The following is a 20,985-nucleotide window of genomic DNA, read 5'->3' on the forward strand; positions in this document are numbered from 1 at the left end:
CCAGCCCGCCGCCACCAGCCCGGCGGCGCCGCCGGGCGCCAGTACGCGCGCGACCTCGTCCGGCGTCGGCCGTGCGGACGGCTCCTTGGCGAGACAGCGCGCGGCCAGGTCCCGCAGACCGCCGCCCAGAGCGCCCAGCTCGGGCTCCTCGTGCACCACCTTGTAGAGCAGGGCGGCCGAGGAGTCACCGGGAAAGGGACTCTCGCCCGTCGACGCGTACACGAGGACCGCGCCCAGCGAGAAGACATCGGCCGCGCCGGTGATGCCCTTGCCGAGGATCTGCTCCGGCGACATATAGCCCGGCGAGCCGACCGAGACTCCGGTGGAGGTGAGCGAGGCGGTGCCGTCCGTGGCACGGGCGATGCCGAAGTCGATCAGCCGTGGCCCGTCGAGGGAGAGCAGGACATTGGAGGGCTTGACGTCCCGGTGGACCAGTCCCAAGGCGTGCACGGCCGTCAGCGCTTCCGCGAGTCCCGCGCCCAGCGCCCGTACCGAGTCTTCGGGCAGCCTGCCGTGTCCCGCGACCGCCTGGGTCAGCGAAGGGCCCGCCACATAGGCCGTGGCCACCCACGGAACAGCCGCTTCCGGATCCGCGTCCAGCACCGGCGCCGACCAGCGAGGGCCGTCAGGTCCCGTACCGACGCGCCGCGCCGCCTCGACCTCGCGCCGGAAGCGGGCGCGGAACTCCTCGTCCGTCGCGAAGTGCGGATGGACGACCTTGACCGCGACCGTACGGCCGCCCGCCGAGCGCGCCAGATAGACACGGCCCATTCCGCCCGATCCGAGCCGCCCGAGCAGCCGGTACGGGCCGATGGTCGGCGGTTCACCTGCCTCCAGCGGCTGCATGCCCGTCCCCCTCGTCATGTCATGCGCTTTGTGCCGTCATGTCATGCGCTTGTACGCATACGAAGCAGACTAGGCGCTGAGGATGGCGAGAGGGTTGAGGAAGAGTGGCTCCGCTCAGACCGTGAGCAGTTCTACGTTCACCGTGGCCGGGAAACCCGTCGTCGGCCCGGTCCTGCGCGCGAACTCCCGTACGCCGGCGAGCTGCTCCGGGCCGAAGCGGAAGTCCAGCGTGGTGAAGTAGCGCTCCAGCAGCTCCGCGTCGAAGGTCTCCCAGCGCGCCGCCTGCTTGGCCACCTTCGCGACCTCTTCCAGGGAGAGATCCCGGGACGCGAGAAACGCCTCGTGGACCTTCCGTACGACCATCGGTTCGCGCGCCAGATACTCCTTGCGCGCCGCCCATACCGCGAAGACGAACGGCAGCCCGGTCCAGTCCTTCCACATCAGTCCCAGATCGTGGACCTGAAGACCGAGCCGTGGCGCGTCGTGCAGCGAGGCGCGCAGTGCGGCGTCACCGATCAGTACGGCCGCCTCCGCCTCCTGCATCATCAGTCCGAGATCGGGCGGACAGGTGTAGTACTCGGGCCGGACCCGGTACTGCTCGGTGAGCAGAAGCTGAGCGAGTCGTACAGATGTACGAGAAGTCGAGCCGAGGGCCACCCGGGCACCGTCGAGCTGCTCCAGCGGTACCTGCGAAACGATCACGCAGGACATCACAGGGCCATCGCAGCCGACCGCGAGATCGGGGAATGCGACAAGATCGTCGGCGTTGCGGAGGAATTCGACAAGAGTGATCGGCGCGATATCCAGCTCGCCCCGTACGAGCTGTTCGCTGAGCTTCTCCGGCGTGTCCTTCGTCAGCTCCAGATCAAGAAGGGTTCCGGTCCTGGCGAGGCCCCAATAGAGAGGCAGGCAGTTCAGGAACTGGATATGGCCGACACGCGGCCGGCTGCGAGGGTGGTCGCTTCCGGCGGGCCCTGTCGCGGGAGCCGTCTGGCGCGATGCCGTCGGCTCCGCCGCCTCTGGCGCGGTCTCTGCCTCTGTGTTTTCCGCGGGACTGTCCACAGCGCGAGGCTAGACCCGCGGCGCGCGGACGAGCGCCCCGGGGCACGGTTCGCCGGCGTTCGTCAGCACGTCAGACGCCTATACAAACGTCCGGGTGAAGTGATCTTTCCCTCTACCGCCGAGCGCTGAGTGCGTGCTAGGCTCGCCGCAAGTTGCAGTTTGGTTTCCCTTGCAGTACAGAGCCTGCGGAGCATGTGACCCGCAGGCTTTTGTAGTTTTCAGACTTCTTTGCAGGTTCTGGAGCAGGGCAACCCTTTGGCCCAAGGAGGGCTTATGGCTACCGGAACCGTCAAGTGGTTCAACGCTGAAAAGGGCTTCGGCTTCATCGCCCAGGACGGCGGCGGCCCGGATGTCTTCGTCCACTACTCCGCGATCAACGCGACCGGCTTCCGCTCCCTTGAGGAGAACCAGGTCGTGAACTTCGACGTCACTCAGGGTCCGAAGGGCCCGCAGGCGGAGAACGTCACCCCGGCCTAGTTGCCCGGGTCGGCGATCGCGCACGACTTACCGCAGTACCAAGGAGTTCTGCTTGCCCCACTCGGGTGGGGCAAGCAGAACTCCTGCCTTTTTCCGGCCTGGTTTTCCTGCTTCACCGCGCCGGGCGTGTCGCGCGCCGGACGTGTCGGGCTTGTCGTGAGCAGCCCCCACGGCCCCGCAGAGCCCGCGCCTCAGGGGTACAGGGCCTCGATCTCCGTGGCGAAGTCCGCCATGATCTCCTCTCGCCTCAGTTTGAGCGACGGCGTCAGATGGCCGTTCTCCTCCGTGAAGTCGACCGGCAGGACACGGAACCGCCGGATGGACTCGGCGCGGGAGACCAGCCGATTGGCCTCGTCGATCGCGCGCTGGAGCGCTCCGCGCAGCTCCCCGTCCTCGACCAGCGCGGAGAGCGGAACGTCCTGCTTCTTCTTCATCTGCCGCCAGTGGGCGAGACCGTCCGGTTCAAGAGTGATCAGGGCGGTGATGTACGGACGGTTGTCGCCGAGCACCATGCACTGGCTGACCAGCGGATGGGCCCGTAGCCAGTCCTCCAGAGGCGCGGGCATGACGTTCTTGCCGGCCGAGGTGATGATGACGTCCTTCTTGCGGCCGGTGATCGTGAGATAGCCGTCGTCGTCCAGCGCGCCCAGATCACCCGTGGCGAACCAGCCGCGCTCCGGCACCGCCTCGGCGCGCTCCGCGTCCCAGTACCCCGCGAACACCTGGCCTCCGCGCAGCAGCACCTCGCCGTCGTCGGCGATCCGTACCGCCGCGCCGGGCAGCGGCCAGCCGACCGTGCCCAGCCGGGGCTTGAGCGGCGGTGTGACGGTCGAGGCCGCCGTCGTCTCCGTCAGGCCGTATCCCTCGAAGATCTCGATGCCCGCGCCCGCGTAGAACGCGGCGAGCCGGCGCCCGAGCGGTGAGCCGCCGCAGATCGCGTACGTCACCTTGCCGCCGAGGGCGGCGCGGATCCGCCGGTAGACCAGGGGGTCGTAGAGCGCGCGGGCCGTACGCAGCGCGAACGAGGGCCCGGGGCCGGTGCCGTGCTCCAGCGCCTCCACGGCCTGCCCGTACCGCCGGGCGATCTTCGCCGCACGGTCGAAGGACGAGACACGGCCCATCTTCTCGGCGGTGGCGCGGCTGGTGTTGAAGACCTTCTCCAGCACATACGGGATGGCCAGCAGGAACGTCGGCCGGAATCCCGCAAGATCCGCGAGCAGGTCCGGCGTCTTGATCGAGGGCGCGTGCCCGAGCCGTACCCGCGCGCGCAGACAGCCGATCGCGGCCATACGCCCGAGGACATGCGAGAGCGGCAGAAAGAGCAGAGTGGAGGCGGGCTCCTTGCTCACCGTCTTGAAGACGGGATGGAGGAGCTCGATGGCGTTGTCCACCTCCGCGAAGAAGTTGGCGTGGGTGAGGACACAGCCCTTGGGGCGTCCTGTCGTGCCCGAGGTGTAGATGAGCGTGGCGACGGAGCCGGGCGCGAGGGCGGCGCGGCGCTCGGTGACGGCCTCGTCCGGGAGGTGCTCGCCCGCGGCGCGCAGGGTGGCGACGGCGCCGGTGTCGAACGCCCAGAGACGGGTGAGGCCGGGCAGCTGCCGGCGCTCCTGGCCGATCAGTCCGGCCTGCTGGGGATCCTCCACGACACAGGCGACCGCGCCCGAGTCCTGGAGGATCCAGCGGGCCTGGAAGGCGGAGGAGGTCGGATAGATCGGGACGGTGATCAGACCCGCGGCCCAGGCGGCGAAGTCGAGCAGCGTCCACTCGTAAGTCGTACGGGCCATGATCGCGAGCCGGTCGCCGGGCCGCAGTCCCTCGGCGATCAGCCCTTTGGCGACGGCGCGGACCTCATCGGCGAAGGCGGCGGCGGTGACGTCCTGCCAGCCGGTCTTTCCGCTCGCCCGGCCCGCCCGGCCCGCGCCGCCCGCCCTGCTCGTCCTGCCCTTCCGGTTGCCTTCATTCGCCTTACGGCTGAGGACGACCTCGTCCGGCGCCTCGCGGGCGTTGTCGAAGGGGATGTCGGCGAGTGAGCCGCTCCGTACGGGCGGAACCAGCGGAGGTACGGACACTTCCCTGACGGTTCCGTCCTCCCGTACCTTCTCCGGTTCGACCAGCGACAGGGACGGTGACGGCGACGGCGAAGAGAGGGCACCGGCGGACACGGCGGCATCGGACACAGCCGGCTCCTTGTCTGAGGATGAGGGTGATGGTGATGGTGGCCGATGCCCTCCGGGTGTCCCTGCCCGGGGCCCTACGACCGGCGTAAAGCCGAGGTCAGACGGCCACCGGGACATGCACATCGCGCCCGGCCACGTCGCTGTCGTAGTCGTCCACCGGCGAGGCCGAGGCCGAGTTGTACGCCTCGTGGTCGAGGATCTTCTCCTGCGCCGCGACGACGACCGGCACCAGCGCCTGTCCCGCCACATTCGTGGCCGTACGCATCATGTCCAGGATCGGGTCGATCGCCATCAGCAGGCCCACGCCCTCCAGCGGAAGCCCGAGCGTGGAGAGAGTCAGTGTCAGCATGACCGTCGCACCGGTGAGCCCGGCGGTGGCCGCCGAGCCGACGACCGAGACAAAGGCGATCCGGACACAAGCACACTCCAGACGTGACGTATCGGGAGAATACGGAACAGAGGTCTGGCACGCCCGTATACGAAAGAGCGGCGCGTGCGGGCGCGCCACGAGCCGGATACCCCGGAAACGGCCGCCGAACGCACAACACCCCGGCGCCGGAGGGACGGCTCCGGGCCGAGGTGTCGCGAGATGAGAGGACTGGAGAGCTAGGCGGCTATACGCGATGCGAGGAGGGCTGAGCCGCGCTCACTGTGTCGCGCCGTCCTCCTGGGACCGGTTGGCCTCCAGCTTCGCCTTGGCTCCGTCGACCTTGTTGACGAGCTGCGCCGACATCTCGTCGCGCTGCTTGCGGAGCAGGACCAGGCTGAGCGGCGCCGAGATCACCAGGGCGAGCAGCAGCACCCAGATGAAATTGGAGTCACCGAGTCCCTTGGGCAGCGCACCGACCTGGACCAGGCCGGCGACCACGACGAAACAGCCGGCGAAGATGCCGAGGCGCATCGCGGTGTACCGGATCGTGGCGCTTGTCTTCACAGCGGTCACAGCGGGCCTTCTCTCTTCCCTGGGTCCTGGTTCCTGCCGGGCGGACTCCGTATCCGCCCGAACAGTCAAGCACGTCCCGTTCAGTACTGATTCAGAGGGAGCAGCATGAAGATGTCATCGCGGTCGTCACCTGGGCCGACGCGGATCGCGTCCGGCACACGGCCCACCTCCTTGTAACCGCACGAGGCATAGAACCGGTCGACGCCCGTGCTGCCGCGGCAGGTGAGCCGGATCGCCTCGATGCCCTCCATACCGCAAGCCGCCTCCGCCGCCTCGGCCATGAGATCGCGACCGTATCCCTTGCCCTGATGCCGTGGGTGGACCATCACGGTGTAGAGCCAGAGCCAGTGCCGCATCAGCCGGTGGGTGTTGAGCGTGAGGAACGCCGTCGCGGCGACGGCGCCCTGCTCGTCGTACCCGACCAGCAGCCGGCAGCGGCCGTCGGCCATCGCCACGAAATGCTTGACCAGCTCGGGCCGTATGTCGTCGGCCGTCACGGGCGGGACGAACCCGACCGCGCCGTCGGCGTTCGACACATCCGTCCAGAGCGTGAGAACACCGTCGCGCAGGGCCCGGTCCACCGGTGGGTCGAGCTCGAATCGCAGAGCCATCGCCCGACCCCTCAGATCCGCATCGGCTGCGGGGACTCACGGCGGTCGGGATCCGGGCCGGGATACTCGCGGATGATCTCGTAACGGGTGTTCCGCTCGACGGGACGGAAGCCCGCGTCGCGGATGAGGTCGAGCAGATCCTCGCGGCTGAGCTTGTTGGGCGTGCCGTAGTTGTCCGCGTCGTGCGTGATCTTGTACTCCACGACCGAGCCGTCCATGTCGTCCGCGCCGTGCTGGAGCGCCAGTTGGGCGGTCTGGACGCCGTGCATCACCCAGAAGACCTTGACATGCGGGACGTTGTCGAAGAGCAGCCGGGAGACCGCGAAGGTCTTCAGCGCCTCGGCGCCCGTGGCCATGGTCGTACGCGCCTGGAGGCGGTTGCGGACCTTGCCGTCCTTCATGTCCACGAAGTCGTGCTGATAGCGCAGCGGGATGAAGACCTGGAAACCACCGGTCTCGTCCTGGAGTTCACGCAGCCGCAGCACATGGTCGACGCGGTGGCGCGGCTCCTCGATATGCCCGTACAGCATCGTGGCCGGAGTCTTGAGGCCCTTCGAGTGCGCGAGCCGGTGGATCCGCGACCAGTCCTCCCAGTGGGTGTTGTGGTCCACGATGTGCTGCCGGACCTCCCAGTCGAAGATCTCGGCGCCGCCACCGGTCAGCGATTCGAGACCGGCCTCGATCAGTTCGTCCAGGATGTCGGAGGCCGACAGCCCGGAGATCGTCTCGAAGTGGTGGATCTCGGTGGCGGTGAACGCTTTGAGGGAGACCTGCGGGAGGGCCTCCTTGAGCGCGCTGAGCGAGCGCGGGTAGTAGCGCCACGGCAGCGTCGGATGGAGGCCGTTGACGATATGCAGCTCGGTGAGGCTCTCGCCCTCCATCGCCTTGGCGAGACGGACGGCCTCCTCGATACGCATCGTGTACGCGTCCTTCTCGCCCGGCTTGCGCTGGAACGAGCAGTACGCGCAGGAGGCGGTGCACACGTTCGTCATATTGAGATGACGGTTGACGTTGAAGTGGACGACATCACCATTCTTGCGCGTCCGCACCTCGTGGGCGAGACCGCCGAGCCAGGCCAGATCGTCCGTCTCGTACAGGGCGATGCCGTCCTCACGGCTCAGCCGCTCGCCGGCCCTGACCTTCTCCTCCAGCTCGCGCTTGAGACCCACATCTTGGACAGATGCAGTCATCAGGCCGCCTCCCATACGTCTACCAATCGGGCCCGTCGAGCCTACGCCCCCGGTCGGACAGTCCCGACGCGGCCCTCCGCCCGGCCCTCACTCCTCGGGCAGTTCGCCGACTCTGTTCTCCCACTTCGTGGAGAGAACGATGGTGGTACGGGTCCGGGAGACGCCCTTCGTACCGCTCAGCCGGCGGATCGTCTTCTCCAGCCCGTCCACATCACCGGCCCGCACCTTGAGCATGTACGAGTCGTCGCCCGCGATGAACCAGCAGTCCTCGATCTCGCTCAGATCGCGCATCCGGCGGGCCACGTCCTCGTGGTCGGCGGCGTCGGAGAGGGAGATCCCGATCAGCGCGGTGACACCGAGGCCCAGCGAGGCCGAGTCGACCGTGGCGCGGTAGCCGGTGATGACACCGGCCGCTTCGAGCCGGTTGATACGGTCGGTGACGCTCGGCCCGGAGAGCCCTACGAGGCGGCCCAGTTCGGCGTACGAAGCCCTGCCGTTCTCCCTGAGGGCCTGGATGAGCTGCCTGTCCACGGCGTCCATAAACCTGAAGCCTTCCATTATTCAGCAATCTCGCAAACTTACACTAAGAATCTAAGGCATACGGAGGTGAGATTCTGCGATTCTTCCCAAAGGGCAGACACGCCGACGGACACGCCGTCAGTCGCCGCGAGAGCCGCCGAGCTCGCCCTCCCAGCGGCGGTACAGCCGGTGCGGCACTCCGGCCGCGTCCAGCACCCGCCCGGCGACGAAGTCCACCAGATCCTGGATATGCGTCGCGCCCGCGTAGAACGCGGGAGAGGCGGGCAGCACCACGGCGCCCGCCTCGTCCAGCGTCACCAGATGCTTGAGCGTCTGGCCGTTCAGCGGTGTCTCCCGTACGGCGACGACCAACTTCCGGCGCTCCTTGAGCGTCACGCTCGCCGCGCGCTGGAGCAGATCCTTCGACAGTCCGAGCGCCACACCGGCCACACACGCCGTGGACGCCGGCACGATCAGCATTCCTTGGACGGGATACGAGCCGGACGACGGTCCCGCCGCCAGATCCCCGGCTCCCCAGTGCCGTACGCCGTCCAGGTCCAGGCCCTCCGGGCCGAAGCGGTCGGGCTTGCCGTCCGCGCCTCTGGCCAGCCAGGACCGCAGGTCGTCGCGCCAGTGCGCGTCCCTGAAGGCGATCCCGGTCTCGTCGAGCAGAGTCAGCCGTGACGCGCGCGAGACCACCAGGTCCACGCTCTCGCCGGCCGCCAGCAGCGCGCGCAGTACGGCCGCGGCGTACGGCGTACCGGACGCGCCGGAGACTCCGACGACCCAGGGACGCCGCGAGGGATGCGGCGGTCGCGGGCTGCCCCGGTCTCCCTGGTCTTCGTGCTGTGCGTACGATCCGGGCTTCACGGATCCGAGCCTATCCGGCACGCTCCACCGGGAACCGGGTAAGGTGCCCCGGCCGTTCCTGAGGTTGGGAGCAAGTGAACCGAGGGGGGCAGCATGACCGGCACCGGATTCGAGTGGCCCCGCACGGGCCGGGCCAGGACGGCCGCCAAGCTGATGGTGGGCTGGGTGGCCCTGCTCTGGGTGCTCGAAGTGGTCGATGTGGCCACGGCCCACTCGCTCGACGGGTACGGCATCGTGCCGCGCGAGCCGTCCGAGCTGGCCGACATCATCCCGGCCGCCTTCATCCACTTCGGCTTCGCCCATGTCGCGGCGAACAGCATTCCGCTGCTGGTCTTCGGCTTCATAGCCGCCCTCGGCGGTATCCGGCGCTTCATCGCCGTCTGCGCCGTGATCGTCGTGGCCGACGGCCTCGGCGTCTGGCTGATCTCGCCCTCGAACAGCAACACGGCGGGCGCGTCCGGGCTGATCTTCGGTCTGTTCGGCTATCTCCTGGTGCGCGGTTTTGTCGAGCGCAAGCCGGCCGGCATCCTCGTCGGTCTGGTGATCGGCGCGATATGGGGCAGCTCGATCCTGCTCGGCATCTCGCCGGCCAATACGACCGTGAGCTGGCAGGGCCATCTGATCGGCCTGATAGCGGGCGTCGCCGCGGCGTTCATGTTCCGCCGCCCGGCGGCCCGTGGCGCCGTCACACCGTAAAGGTCCGTACGGCCGTCACCCCGTGAGGCCGCGCACCAGCAGATCGAGCAGCGCGCACACGAACAGGGCGATCCCGATGAAGCCGTTGACCGTGAAGAACGCGCGGTTGAGCCGTGACAGATCGTGCGGCTTCACAATCGTGTGTTCGTAGAGGAAGGCCGCCACCACGATCACCAGCCCGGTCCAGAAGAACACTCCGGCGTCCGTGGCCAGCGCGTACCACACCAGCAGTACGGTCGTGACGGCATGGCAGGCGCGCGCTCCGTACAGCGCGCCCGGGATACCGAAGCGGGCCGGCACGGACATCACACCGTGCGCGCGGTCCGCCTGGACGTCCTGGCAAGCGAAGATCAGATCGAAGCCGCCGATCCAGATCCCGACGGCCAGTCCCAGGATCACCGCGTCCCACGACCATGCGCCGGTGATCGCGATCCAGGCGCCCACAGGGCCCATGGCCTGGGCGAGTCCGAGGATGGCGTGCGGGAAGTTGGTGAACCTCTTCCCGTACGGATAGACCACCATCGGGATCACGGCGATCGGCGCGAGGGCCAGACAGAGCGGATTCAGCGCCGCCGCCGCCGCGAGGAAGACCACGACGGCGACCAGCGCGCCGGTCCACGCGGAGCGCACGGACACCGCGCCCGTCACCAACTCCCGTCCGGCGGTGCGTGGATTGCGGGCGTCGATCTCCCGGTCGATGATCCGGTTGCAGGCCATCGCGAACGTACGCAGACCGACCATCGCGATCGTGACCAGCAGCAGCCGGCCCCAGTGGACATTCCCGTCGAACTGGAACATCGCGGTCAGCGCCGCGATATACGCGAACGGCAGCGCGAAGACCGAGTGCTCGATCATCACCAGCCGCAGGAACGCCCGGGTCCTGCTGCCGGGCTGTGCCGGTCCGGGCCCGAGGATCTCCGCTGCGCTCACAGGCCGTACTCCCTCCACCGGCGGTCGACCTTCGCCGCCGTCTCCGGGTCGGACTCGACCATCTCCGGCCAGCCGCCGTCCCGTGTGTACCCCTCCTCGGGGAGTTTCCTCGTCGCGTCGATCCCCGCCTTGCCGCCCCAGAACTGCTGGTAGGAGGAGTGGTCGAGATGATCGACCGGGCCCTCGACAACGGTGAGGTCACGCGCGTAGTCGGTGTTGCCCAGCGCGCGCCAGGACACCTCGTGCAGATCGTGGACATCGCAGTCCGCGTCGACCACCACGATCAGCTTGGTCAGCGACATCATGTGCGCGCCCCAGATCGCGTGCATCACCTTCTGCGCGTGCTTGGGATACTTCTTGTCGATCGAGACGATCGCACAGTTGTGGAAACCGCCCGACTCGGGCAGGTGGTAGTCCACGATGTCCGGCACGATGATCTTCAGCAGCGGCAGGAAGAACCGTTCCGTCGCGCGTCCCAGCGGCCCGTCCTCGGTCGGCGGACGGCCCACCACGATCGACTGGAGCAGCGGGCGTTTGCGCATCGTCACACAGTCGATGGTGAGCGCCGGGAAAGGCTCCTGCGGTGTGTAGAAGCCGGTGTGGTCCCCGAAAGGGCCCTCGGGAAGCGTCTTTCCCGGCTCCAGCCAGCCCTCGATGACGACTTCGGCGTTGGCCGGGACCTGGAGCGGCACCGTCTTGCAGTCGACCATCTCGATCCGCCGGCCCTGTACGAAGCCCGCGAAGAGATACTCATCGATGTCACCGGGCAACGGCGCGGTGGAGGCGTAGGTCACGGCTGGCGGACAGCCGAACGCGATGGCGACGGGCAGCCGTTCGCCGCGCTTGGCGGCCACCTGGTAGTGGTTGCGGCTGTCCTTGTGGATCTGCCAGTGCATCCCGATGGTGCGCCGGTCATGGCGCTGGAGCCGGTAGAGCCCGAGATTGCGGACACCGGTCTCCGGGTGCTTGGTGTGCGTCAGACCGAGGTTGAAGAAGGATCCGCCGTCGCCCGGCCAGGTGAAGAGCGCGGGCAGTTGGTCCAGATCGACGTCGTCGCCGGTGAGGACCGTTTCCTGGACGGGCGCGTCCTTGATCTTCTTCGGCGGTACATGCGTCATGGAGCCGAGCTTCCCGAAGGCCTCGCGCACTCCCATGAAGCCCTGCGGCAGCTCCGGTTTGAGCAGTCCGCCGATCTTCTCGCCGATCTCGCCGTACGAGCCGAGGCCCAGCGCCTTGAGCAGCCGGCGGTCCGTGCCGTACACATTCATGGCCAGCGGCATCGAGGAGCCCCGGACGTTCTCGAAGAGCAGCGCGGGCCCACCGGACTTGTTCACCCGGTCGACAATCTCCCCGACCTCCAGATACGGGTCGACTTCGGCCTTGATGCGCTTGAGGTCGCCCTCGCGCTCCAGCGCCCGGAGCAGCGAGCGAAGATCGTCATAAGCCATGCGTCCCAGTATCGGCCACCCGGTACCCTGAGCCGGTCACCGGGGCCGTCACACGGCCTCCAACCGTTCCCGGGGGGACCGTCCAACCATGCTCAGGTATCTGCCGTTCCTGCTGGTCCTGGCCCTGTGGATCTACGCCTTCATCGACTGTCTGAACACTCCCGAGGAAGAGATCAAGGGCCTGCCCAAAGTGGTGTGGGTCATCATCATCCTGCTCTTCGGCGAGGTGCTGGTCGGTCCGATCGCCTGGCTGGTGGTGGGCAAGGTCCGGCGCGGACCGGCCGACGGCTCGACACCGGCCGAGTGGCACCGCAACCACCGCGGGAAGTGGACGGCTCCCGACGACAATCCGGCGTTCCTCGACTCCTTGAAGGAAGAGAACAAGAAGGACGAGGCCCTGCTCAAGGACTGGGAGGCGGATCTCCGCCGCCGCGAGGAGGAGATCAAGCGCCGCGAGCGTGAGCAGGGCGGCAGCGACAACTGACGTACGTACGAGGGTGCATGCGACAGGTGCCCCGCGCGGAGCCGATCCGCGCGGCGCACCTGTCGTACGGGCCCTACGACCGCCGTAGCACCTGCCGTACGTCAGGGCCTCATACGCCCGCGTACGAGTGCTTGCCGGTGACGAAGATATTGACGCCGTAGTAGTTGAACAGCCAGCAGCCGAAGGCGATCAGCGCCAGATAGGCGGCCTTGCGGCCCTTCCAGCCGGCGGTGGCGCGGGCGTGCAGATAGCAGGCGTACGCGACCCAGGTGATGAAGGACCAGACCTCCTTGGGATCCCAGCCCCAGTAGCGGCCCCAGGCGTCGCCCGCCCAGATCGCGCCCGCGATGATCGTGAACGTCCAGAGCGGGAAGACGGCGGCGTTGACGCGGTACGCGAACTTGTCGAGCGTCCCGGAGGCGGGCAGCCGCTCCATCACGGATGTGGCGAAGGAGCCGGGCTTCAGACCGGTCGCGAGCTTGGTCTCGTACCGCTCACGGAAGAGATAGAGCAGCGTGGCGACCGCGCCGACATAGAAGACCGCGCCGCAGAAGATCGCCGTGGAGACATGGATCCACAGCCAGTACGAGTGAAGGGCGGGCACCAACTGGTCGCTGTCGGTGTACAGGACGGTGACGGCGAGGCCGAGATCGAGGAGCACCGTGGTGATGAGCGGCAGGCCGATCCAGCGGACGTTCTTCTTCAGCGCGAGGAGCGTCAGATACACACCGACGGCGACGGTGGAGAAGGTGATGTTGAACTCGTACATGTTGCCCCACGGCGCCCGCTGTACGGACAGCGCGCGGGCGGCCACACCGGCGGCCTCGACGGCCCAGGCGAGGACGGTGAGGGACACGGCGATACGTCCGTACAGATCGCCCTGCGCGTCACCGCCGTGCGCGCCGGGACCGTCCGGGATGTCGCGGCTGCCGGACGCGGAGCGGGTGATGATCTTCGGCCGCTCCAGGACGGCGGTCGCGCCGCCCTTCTTTGCGACCTGGACCTTCACCGAACCCGCCGCGGACTCCTGGCCGTCACCGGTCAGCGCGGCGGCGGTACGGGCCACCTTGCTGCGGCTGCCGAGCAGCCACTCGGCGATATGCGCGAAGAAGGCCAGCGTGTAGACGGCCATGGCGGAGTAGATCAGCACATTGCTGGTCTGTGCCAGGCTCTCATTGGTTGCTGCGGCGGCGAGATTCACTTCTCAGCCCCTTCGACAGTCTGTTCTGCGGAATCGTCCGCGGGATCAGGCGCGCTGGGCGCCTCTGAATGGAGGGTGCCGGCCAGCTCGGCCAGCTCCTCGGGGAGCTTGGCGGACTCGCTGCGGCCGAGTCCCGCCATCTCGACGACGGTGACGCCGTCGGCGCCCCGTACGGCCCGGACCCAGATCCGGCGCCGCTGGATGAAGAGGGAGCCCGCCAGTCCCGCGATGGCGGCGACGGCACCGGTGAGGGCCCAGGAGCTGCCGGGCTGCTGTGAGATCTGGAAGCTCGCCCACTCCTTGACCTCCTTCTCGAACGTGATCGAGCCGGCACCGTCGGGCAGGGTGAGCTTCTCACCTGGCAGCAGCGTCTTCTTCAGGAGATCGCCCTTGGTGTCCTTGAAGGCCGTCAGCTTCCTGGTGTCCAACTGGTACACGTTCTGCGGCAGTCCCGCGTCGACGCCCAGACTGCCGTGGTACGCGCCGACGTTGAGCACCGGGAAGTCGAGAGCGGGGAACCGGGAGAACATCTGGCCCGATCCCTTTCCGCCATAGGTCGGTACGAAGAAGGCGGCGAAGCCCAGTTGGTCCTTCTTGCCGTTCTTGTCCCGGTAGCCGTCCATCACCTTGATGGCGCCCGTGGACGAGACGTTGTTGTCGATGGGCAGCAGCGGCACCGCGCCGTTGAAGACCACCTGACCGCGGCCGTCCCTGACGGTGACGACTGGAGCGTAGCCGTGGGCGTTCAGATAGACCTTCGTGCCGTCCAGTTCGAGAGGCTTGTTGACCTCGATGACCGCCTTCTTCTCCGTACCGCCCGCCTCGGTGGTGTAGCGGACGTCGGCCTTGTACGTCCGTGGCGTGCCGAGCTGCGGTCCGCTGCGCTCATAGGTCCCGGTGAACTTGTCCAGGGTGAAGCTGAACGGGACCAGCTCGTCCGTGCTGAACAGGGAGCCGGACTTGAAGTCGTCGTACTGGGTGAGGGTGTTGGAGAAGCCGTCGCCCTCGACGACCAGCTTGCCGCCCTCCGATTTGAAGAGCTGTCCCGTGGCGAAAGCGACCAGCAGCACGATCAGCGCGATATGGAAGATCAGATTGCCGGCCTCGCGGAGATAGCCCTTCTCCGCGGCGACCGCGTCACCGGCGGTATGCGCGCGGAAGCGGTGCTTCTTCAGGATCGCGAGCGCGGCCTCGCGGGCGGCCTCGGGCGTGGCCGTGGTGCGCCAGGTCGTGTACGCGGGCAGCCGGGTGAGCCGCTTGGGCGCGCCCGGCGGACGGGAGCGGAGCTGGCCGACGAACTGCCAGGTGCGCGGGACGATACAGCCGATCAAGGAGATGAACAGCAGGATGTAGATCGCGGAGAACCACACCGAGCTGTAGACGTGGAAGAGCTGGAGCTTGTCGTAGACGGGCGCCAGCGTCTCGTGCCGGTCCCTGAAGTCCTGCACCTTCAGCTCGTCGACGCTCGCCTGCGGGATCAGCGAGCCGGGGATGGAGCCGAGGGAGAGGAGAAAGAGCAGGATCAGCGCGACGCGCATGGAGGTGAGCTGCCGCCAGAACCAGCGGAACCAGCCGACGAGTCCGAGCGTGGGGCCGCCGATGGCGGTCTCCTCGCGGGGCGCGGTGGAGAGCTGGGAGCCCGCGGCGCCGAGTTCACGCGCGTCCCGTGACTCGGAGGCGGCGCGGTCGGCCGCGGCTGCTTCCGCCGCCGTCCGCGCCGCCGTCTCCGTCTCGGCCGTCGTCTCCGTAGCCGCTGCACCGGTCTTGTCCGCCGCTGTCCCGCTTGTTGTCTCGCTGCTCATGGAAGCCTTGCTCATGGAACTAGATCCCCACCGTGAAACCGCTGGACCAGACCTGCATCTGCTGCACGATGCTGTCCCACGCACCGGTCAGCAGCAGCAGACCGGTCGCGATCATCATCGCGCCGCCGATCCGCATCACCCAGACGTAATGGCGCTTGACCCAGCCGAACGCGCCCAGCGCCTTGCGGAACGCCACCGCCGCGAGCACGAACGGCGCACCGAGGCCGAGGCAGTACGCGACGGTCAGTATGGCCCCACGGCCCGCGCTCGCCTCGTTCATCGCCAGGACCTGGACGGAGGAGATGGTCGGGCCGAGGCAGGGCGTCCAGCCGATCCCGAAGAGCGCGCCCAGCAGAGGAGCTCCCGCCAGCCCGGTCACCGGCCGCCGGTGGAACCGGAATTCCCGCTGGGTGAGCCAGGGCATCAGCCCCACGAAGAACACACCCATCAGGATCATCAGCCCGCCGAGCACCTTGGAGAGGATCTCCCGCTGCCCTTGGAGCGTCGCGCCGAAGTAGCCGAAGAGCGCGCCGCCCGAGACGAAGACCGCGGTGAAGCCGACCACGAACAGCGTGGCGCCGACGACCATCCGGCCGCGTCTGGCATCGGCCAGATCGGTCCCGCTGACACCGGTGACATACGAGAGATAGCCGGGCACGAGCGGCAGCACACAGGGCGAGAAGAAGGAGACGAGCCCGCCGAGCAGCGCGATCGGCAGAGCGAGCAGCAGTGCTCCGCTGGAAACCGTCTCAGTGATACCGGAGGCCATGGCGGGAAACTGCACCGGATCACTTCTCCGCGATCAGCGGGTCGATCATCGTGCGCAGCTTCTCCTCGTTGAGCGCCATCAGCGAGCGGGCCGCGATCTTGCCGTTCCGGTCGAGCACGATGGTGGAAGGGATGGACTGCGGATTGAGACTGCCCTTGGGGAAGCCGTTGACGATCAGCTTGCCCATCGGGTCGTACAGGCTCGGGTAGGGGACGCCGTAGTCCTTCTCGAAGGCGAGCGCCGGGCCCTTGTTGGGATCGCGGGTGTTGATCCCGACGAACGCGACGCCCTGGGACTCGGTCTCCTTGGCGACCTTCGCGAAGTGCTTGGCCTCCTGCCGGCAGGGCGGACACCACGAGCCCCAGACATTCAGCACGACGATCTTGCCCTTGAGATCGGCCACATCGAGCTTCGCGCCGTCGAGCGTCTCGCCCGCGATCTTGTTGACAGGCTGCCGTTCCGCCACCGCGACGGTGGAGATACCACCGGTGTTCGTCACGAAGTTGGTGTCGCCGCCACCACCGGACTTACCTCCGCCGCTGCACGCCGAGAGCGTCAGCGCCGCCGCGACGGCCACGACCGGCGTGATGGCGCGGAGCCGGCGGTCGGAGCGGCGCGGGAGGGCACGGCCTGAGTTCATGTGAAAAGTTTCGCATGGGCGTTTCGGGGATCTTGGGCACCCCCCTCGGTGCCCGTTAGGCCCCTTGTCAGGCCGCCTTAAAGAAGGCGTTCCACCCGCCGGCCGGAGACTGTCCGACCTCCAGCGTACGGAGCTTGGCGAGTACGGCCGGGTCCTGGACATCGAGCCAGTCCGTGAACTGGCGGAAGGAGACCAGCCGTACGTCCTTCTTGCCCGCCATCCTCTTCAGGGCCTCTTCGACGGCGTCCATATAGATTCCGCCGTTCCACTGCTCGAAATGGTTGCCGATGAAGAACGGCGCGCGATTCGTCTCGTACGCACGGCGGAAACCGCCGAGATAGGCGCCGGTGGCCTGTCTGCGCCAGCCCGGGTATCGGGAGGTGCTGCCTCTGGTCGAATTGACGGACTGATTGGCGAGCATGTTGTAGTCCATGGAGAGGACTTCGAAAGAATGGCCCGGGAACGGCACACCTTGAAGCGGAAGATTCCAGATGCCGTGCGTCTTGTCCGGCCAGATCTGGGTGCCTCCGGGGGAACTGGCGTCATAGCGCCAGCCCAGCTTCTTCGCGGTCGGCAGCAGCCTGTCCTGGCCGAGCAGACAGGGCGTACGGCCGCCTATGAGTTCCTTGCGGTAGTCGAAGGGCAGCGGATCGAGATCGGTCCAGCCGCTGTTCGTACGCCACTGTGTGACAAAGGACACGGCCTGGTCGATCTCGCTGCGCCACTGCTGCGGCGTCCAGTTGCCCACCGAGCCCGAGCCGCCGCAGAAGTGCCCGTTGAAGTGGGTGCCGATCTCATGGCCGTCCAGCCAGGCCTGCCGCACATTTCTGAGCGTGTCCTTGATATGGGCGTCGGTGAGATAGCCGATGTCGGACGCGCCGACGGGATTGTTCGGCGGGCGGTAGAGCGTCTTCTTCGACTCGGGCAGCAGATAGATACCGGAAAGGAAGAAGGTCATGGCCGCGCCATGGTTCTCGGCGAGTTCGAGAAAACGCGGAAAGAGACCGTTGCCGACCTCGCCCGCTCCGTCCCAGGAGAAGATCACGAACTGCGGCGGAGTCTCGCCCGGTTCAAGAGGAACCGGCGCGGGCGGCTGGTGCGGCTGTTTTCCGGTGTCGGCGGTGGAACCGTCACCGATCAGCCGGACGTCTCTGCCGGTGGGACGGGCGCTGGGTGTCGGTTTTCCGCCGACGGTGCTGCCGGATGTGGTGGAGTTGCTGGAGCCTCTGGGTCCGCTCGAACCAGTGGAGCCGTTCGAACCAGTAGAGCCGGTGGATCCGGTGGAACCGCAGCCCGCGATTCCGGTCGCGGTGGCGGCTCCTATACCGGCTATACCGGCTCCGAGCAGACCTCTTCGGCTGATCTCCCGCATACAGATCCCATCCGCGTTCATCTCGTCCGTATGCCGCTCGTACGAGTCTTACAAGCGGCAATACGTGAGATGCCGTACCGAACGCGGAGGTTCCAGGCTTGTCATATCTTTACTGACGCACAGCAAATACTGGGAGCTGCGCCCGCTTCTATGCGCCGAAGGCCTTCGCACCGCCCTTCACCGGCTTGGCACCGGCAAGGAGATGGGCAGGGACGAGATCACGGGCCGGCTCGGAGTAGGTGACGGCGACGATCTTGTCGCCGTGGTACGTGAAGCTCGTCAGGGACGCGAGCGTGCACTGCCGCCGACGCGGATCGTGCCAGAGCCGGCGCCGCTCGACAAAGCTGCGCACGATCCAGATCGGCAGCTGATGGCTGACACAGACCGCCTCATGGCCACGGGCCGCGTCACGGGCGGCGCCCAGCGCGCCCGTCATCCGGGTGACCTGATCGACGTACGGCTCGCCCCAGGACGGCCGGAAGGGATTGGTCAGATGCTTCCAGTTGGCGGGCTTGCGCAGGGCGCCGTCACCGACGCCGAAGGCCTTGCCCTCGAAGATGTTCGCGGCCTCGATCAGCCGGTCGTCGGTGTCGAGAGTCAGCCCATGGGTCTTGGCGATCGGCGCCGCCGTCTCCTGGGCACGCTCCAGCGGAGAGGCGACAACATACGTGATGTCACGGTCCGCGAGATGCTCGGCGACCCGGTCGGCCATCCGCCGGCCCAGCTCGGAGAGGTGGTAGCCGGGACGGCGGCCGTAGAGGACACCGTCGGGGTTGTGGACCTCGCCGTGCCGCATGAGATGGACGACGGTCACTTCGTTCGGATCGGTCATGTCCAGATCGTCCATGTCGTTCGTGGCGCTCATGTCCTGCGGGGCACTCATGTCGTTCGTGGCGCTCATGCGGCGTTCTCCGGCTTCTCCGGTGTCTGCGGTCCGGTGGCTTCGGCGGCGGCTCGGGCGGCGGCCGGCAGTGCGGCGGCGATCCGCTCGATCGCGCGCTCGTCGTGCGCGGTGGAGACGAACCACGACTCGAAGGAGGACGGCGGCAGATAGACGCCATCGGCGAGCAGTGAGTGGAAGAAGGGAGTGAAGCGGAAGGACTCCTGCTTCTTGGCGTCCTCGTAGTCGCGCACCTCGTCGGCCGTGAAGAACACCGAGAACATGTTGCTCGCCGTCTGGACCCGGTGGGCGACACCCTCCTTGCTGAGCGCCTCCGTCACCAGCCGCTGGATCTGGAGCGAGACCGCGTCGACCTTCTCGTATGCCGCGTCGTCCAGCAGCCGGAGCTGCGCGAGACCCGCGGCGGTGGCGACCGGGTTCCCGGAGAGCGTACCGGCCTGGTAGACGGGCCCGGCCGGCGCAAGCCGTCCCATGACATCGGCCCGGCCGCCGAACGCGGCGGCCGGGAAGCCACCGCCCATGACCTTGCCGAAGGTCATCAGATCGGGCGCGACGCCGTCGATGCCGTACCAGCCGGCCTTCGACGTACGGAAACCGGTCATGACCTCGTCGGAGATGTAGAGCGCGCCGTCGGCGGCGCAGAGCTCCTTGAGCCCGGCGTTGAAGCCCTCGCGCGGCGGTACGACTCCCATGTTGCCCGGCGACGCCTCGGTGATCACACAGGCGATCTCGCCGGGATGGGCGGCGAAGGCCTGGCGTACGGCGTCAAGATCGTTGTACGGCAGGACGATGGTGTCGCCGGCCTGGGCGCCGGTCACACCGGGAGTGTCCGGCAGCCCGAAGGTGGCGACGCCCGAGCCCGCGGCGGCGAGCAGCGCGTCGACATGACCGTGGTAGCAGCCGGCGAACTTCACGATCTTCGCGCGCCCGGTGAAACCACGGGCGAGCCGGATCGCGGACATGGTCGCCTCGGTGCCCGACGACACGAGCCGTACCTGTTCCACCGGGGCCACGCGGGCCACGATCTCCTCGGCGAGCGCGACCTCGCCCTCACCGGGAGTCCCGAAGGACGTACCGCGGGCGACCGCCGCCTGGACCGCTTCGATGACCTCTGGACGGGAATGACCGAGAATCATCGGCCCCCAGGAACATACGAGGTCGACATATTCACGGCCGTCCGCATCGATGAGGTATGGACCGTTACCGGACACCATGAACCGGGGCGTACCGCCCACCGCGCGGAAGGCGCGGACGGGAGAGTTCACGCCGCCGGGAGTCACGAGAGCCGCGCGGTCGAAAAGCGTCTGCGAAACTGGGGCGTCATAGTCATAGGGGAAGCTCACGCAATCAATGGTGTCAGAGCCTCGGACGTTCTTGCGGACAGGTGTTTCACCGCACGCTCGTGGGGGAGGTCACTGTCACGATGATCGGGTTGCGCGGCCGGGGCTGCGAGTGGTCGGGTGGAGATATGCATCGCGGTGGCGGACTGGGCGAGGGGACCGACGACCTGGGTCCCGAGCCTGCCCGGCGTGGAAAGCACCGGCGCCGCGAACGCGAGGCGCGTGAGCAACCTCCGGGAAACGGGCAACGCCCGGAGAGCAGGAGTGGTGGCCGGGTGGGGGTGACCTACAAGTACTTCGGCGCGCCCGACGGAGCCACGGCCGCCCGTGTGCCCATCTCGATGCGCCCGGAGGAGCTGGGCGGCGACGAACTGGGCATGGGCGGCATGTTCACCAAGATCAAGCCCGAGACGATAGCGGCGATGGTCCTCACGGGCATCCAGGGCATGCCCCTGCACAAGGTCCCGCCACTGGAACTGGTCGTCCTGCACCCCGACTACGCCGTGGTCAAACTCCCCATGACGGTGGTGGACCCACTGCGCGGCATAGGAGAGGAATCCGTGGGCGCCGCAGCCTTCATCTGGTCCACGGTCCCAGACCGAGGCGGCCCGAGGGACGCGTACAACGTCTACCAACTGCTCCACGAATGGCAGGACTTCAGCCACCGCCTGCACGAGGCGGGGCATCAGCCGTACTGCCTGGTCTGG

21 protein-coding genes and 1 pseudogene are annotated in these 20,985 nt (G+C 67.7%); 4 read left to right on the top strand and 18 right to left on the bottom strand.

The window, feature by feature from the left end; all coding sequences use genetic code 11:
• Both GA0115259_RS01360 and GA0115259_RS01365 read right to left on the bottom strand, forming a co-directional pair.
• On the bottom strand, positions 1-846 hold an 846-nt coding region (locus GA0115259_RS01360), incomplete at its 3' end, for a serine/threonine-protein kinase (protein ID WP_141716415.1).
• Positions 847-960: 114 nt separating this feature from the next.
• A complete protein-coding gene (locus GA0115259_RS01365) occupies positions 961-1,773 on the bottom strand; it encodes a menaquinone biosynthetic enzyme MqnA/MqnD family protein (protein WP_093589609.1) in 813 nt (270 codons plus the stop codon).
• A gap of 408 nt (positions 1,774-2,181) precedes the next feature.
• Here GA0115259_RS01365 and GA0115259_RS01370 point away from each other — a divergent pair, with 408 nt between their 5' ends.
• Positions 2,182-2,385, top strand: a complete 204-nt coding sequence (locus GA0115259_RS01370; RefSeq protein ID WP_017948713.1) for a cold-shock protein — start codon at positions 2,182-2,184, stop codon at positions 2,383-2,385.
• A gap of 191 nt (positions 2,386-2,576) precedes the next feature.
• Here the strand turns inward: GA0115259_RS01370 and GA0115259_RS01375 are convergent, their stop codons facing one another.
• The 7 genes and pseudogenes from GA0115259_RS01375 to GA0115259_RS01405 all read right to left on the bottom strand — a co-directional run bounded on the left by GA0115259_RS01375 (position 2,577) and on the right by GA0115259_RS01405 (position 8,695).
• Positions 2,577-4,562 (bottom strand): AMP-dependent synthetase/ligase, encoded by a 1,986-nt coding sequence (locus GA0115259_RS01375; protein WP_256097871.1) that lies wholly within the window; start codon positions 4,560-4,562, stop codon positions 2,577-2,579.
• Between the two features lie 97 nt (positions 4,563-4,659).
• Positions 4,660-4,977, bottom strand: a pseudogene (locus tag GA0115259_RS01380) (cation:dicarboxylate symporter family transporter); the annotation flags it as partial.
• A 231-nt stretch (positions 4,978-5,208) separates the two neighbouring features.
• A complete protein-coding gene (locus tag GA0115259_RS01385; protein ID WP_093589575.1) occupies positions 5,209-5,505 on the bottom strand; it encodes a DUF4229 domain-containing protein in 297 nt (98 codons plus the stop codon).
• 80 nt (positions 5,506-5,585) lie between these two features.
• On the bottom strand, positions 5,586-6,116 hold the full coding sequence (locus GA0115259_RS01390; RefSeq protein WP_093589578.1) for a GNAT family N-acetyltransferase: 531 nt from the start codon (positions 6,114-6,116) through the stop codon (positions 5,586-5,588).
• 11 nt (positions 6,117-6,127) lie between these two features.
• Entirely contained in the window at positions 6,128-7,306 is a 1,179-nt protein-coding gene (gene mqnE / locus GA0115259_RS01395) for an aminofutalosine synthase MqnE (RefSeq protein ID WP_370746969.1), read from the bottom strand.
• A gap of 87 nt (positions 7,307-7,393) precedes the next feature.
• Positions 7,394-7,846 (bottom strand): Lrp/AsnC family transcriptional regulator, encoded by a 453-nt coding sequence (locus tag GA0115259_RS01400; protein ID WP_066943847.1) that lies wholly within the window; start codon positions 7,844-7,846, stop codon positions 7,394-7,396.
• 117 nt (positions 7,847-7,963) lie between these two features.
• Positions 7,964-8,695 carry a UbiX family flavin prenyltransferase gene (locus GA0115259_RS01405; protein WP_256097872.1) on the bottom strand — a complete coding sequence of 244 codons (732 nt, stop codon included), beginning with the start codon at positions 8,693-8,695 and terminating at the stop codon, positions 7,964-7,966.
• A gap of 93 nt (positions 8,696-8,788) precedes the next feature.
• Between GA0115259_RS01405 and GA0115259_RS01410 the strand changes: the two genes are divergently transcribed.
• Positions 8,789-9,391, top strand: coding sequence for a rhomboid family intramembrane serine protease (locus GA0115259_RS01410; RefSeq protein ID WP_093589584.1), 603 nt, complete (start codon positions 8,789-8,791; stop codon positions 9,389-9,391).
• Positions 9,392-9,406: 15 nt separating this feature from the next.
• On the opposite strand, the gene mqnP is transcribed toward GA0115259_RS01410, so the two are convergent.
• Together mqnP and GA0115259_RS01420 are read right to left on the bottom strand one after the other, a co-directional pair.
• Positions 9,407-10,321 carry a menaquinone biosynthesis prenyltransferase MqnP gene (mqnP, locus tag GA0115259_RS01415; RefSeq protein WP_093589588.1) on the bottom strand — a complete coding sequence of 305 codons (915 nt, stop codon included), beginning with the start codon at positions 10,319-10,321 and terminating at the stop codon, positions 9,407-9,409.
• Positions 10,318-11,769 (bottom strand): menaquinone biosynthesis decarboxylase, encoded by a 1,452-nt coding sequence (locus GA0115259_RS01420; protein WP_093589591.1) that lies wholly within the window; start codon positions 11,767-11,769, stop codon positions 10,318-10,320. Before GA0115259_RS01420 ends, mqnP begins: the two co-directional genes overlap by 4 nt.
• An 88-nt stretch (positions 11,770-11,857) precedes the next feature.
• Between GA0115259_RS01420 and GA0115259_RS01425 the strand changes: the two genes are divergently transcribed.
• Positions 11,858-12,253 carry a PLD nuclease N-terminal domain-containing protein gene (locus tag GA0115259_RS01425; protein WP_093589594.1) on the top strand — a complete coding sequence of 132 codons (396 nt, stop codon included), beginning with the start codon at positions 11,858-11,860 and terminating at the stop codon, positions 12,251-12,253.
• 109 nt (positions 12,254-12,362) lie between these two features.
• Here GA0115259_RS01425 and ccsB read toward each other — a convergent pair whose 3' ends face one another.
• The 7 genes from ccsB to hemL all read right to left on the bottom strand — a co-directional run bounded on the left by ccsB (position 12,363) and on the right by hemL (position 20,290).
• Positions 12,363-13,454, bottom strand: a complete 1,092-nt coding sequence (gene ccsB / locus GA0115259_RS01430) for a c-type cytochrome biogenesis protein CcsB (protein ID WP_093589597.1) — start codon at positions 13,452-13,454, stop codon at positions 12,363-12,365.
• Complete coding sequence (locus tag GA0115259_RS01435; RefSeq protein WP_093589600.1) at positions 13,451-15,271, bottom strand: cytochrome c biogenesis protein ResB; 1,821 nt, start codon at positions 15,269-15,271, stop codon at positions 13,451-13,453. The genes ccsB and GA0115259_RS01435 overlap by 4 nt, the downstream gene beginning before the upstream one ends.
• 4 nt (positions 15,272-15,275) lie before the next feature.
• Positions 15,276-16,025, bottom strand: coding sequence for a cytochrome c biogenesis CcdA family protein (locus GA0115259_RS01440; RefSeq protein WP_093589612.1), 750 nt, complete (start codon positions 16,023-16,025; stop codon positions 15,276-15,278).
• Between the two features lie 19 nt (positions 16,026-16,044).
• The gene (locus tag GA0115259_RS01445) at positions 16,045-16,665 is read right to left on the bottom strand and encodes a TlpA family protein disulfide reductase (protein ID WP_093589603.1); all 621 of its coding nucleotides are present in this window, start codon (positions 16,663-16,665) and stop codon (positions 16,045-16,047) included.
• A gap of 67 nt (positions 16,666-16,732) precedes the next feature.
• Complete coding sequence (locus GA0115259_RS01450) at positions 16,733-18,037, bottom strand: polysaccharide deacetylase family protein (RefSeq protein WP_093589615.1); 1,305 nt, start codon at positions 18,035-18,037, stop codon at positions 16,733-16,735.
• Positions 18,038-18,185: 148 nt separating this feature from the next.
• The gene (locus GA0115259_RS01455) at positions 18,186-18,869 is read right to left on the bottom strand and encodes a histidine phosphatase family protein (protein WP_176732389.1); all 684 of its coding nucleotides are present in this window, start codon (positions 18,867-18,869) and stop codon (positions 18,186-18,188) included.
• 65 nt (positions 18,870-18,934) lie between these two features.
• Entirely contained in the window at positions 18,935-20,290 is a 1,356-nt protein-coding gene (hemL, locus tag GA0115259_RS01460) for a glutamate-1-semialdehyde 2,1-aminomutase (RefSeq protein ID WP_093589606.1), read from the bottom strand.
• Positions 20,291-20,406: 116 nt separating this feature from the next.
• Here hemL and GA0115259_RS01465 point away from each other — a divergent pair.
• On the top strand, positions 20,407-20,985 hold a 579-nt coding region (locus tag GA0115259_RS01465), incomplete at its 3' end, for a hypothetical protein (protein ID WP_093589621.1).

This window comes from Streptomyces sp. MnatMP-M17 (genome assembly GCF_900091995.1).
Classification (GTDB): domain Bacteria; phylum Actinomycetota; class Actinomycetes; order Streptomycetales; family Streptomycetaceae; genus Streptomyces.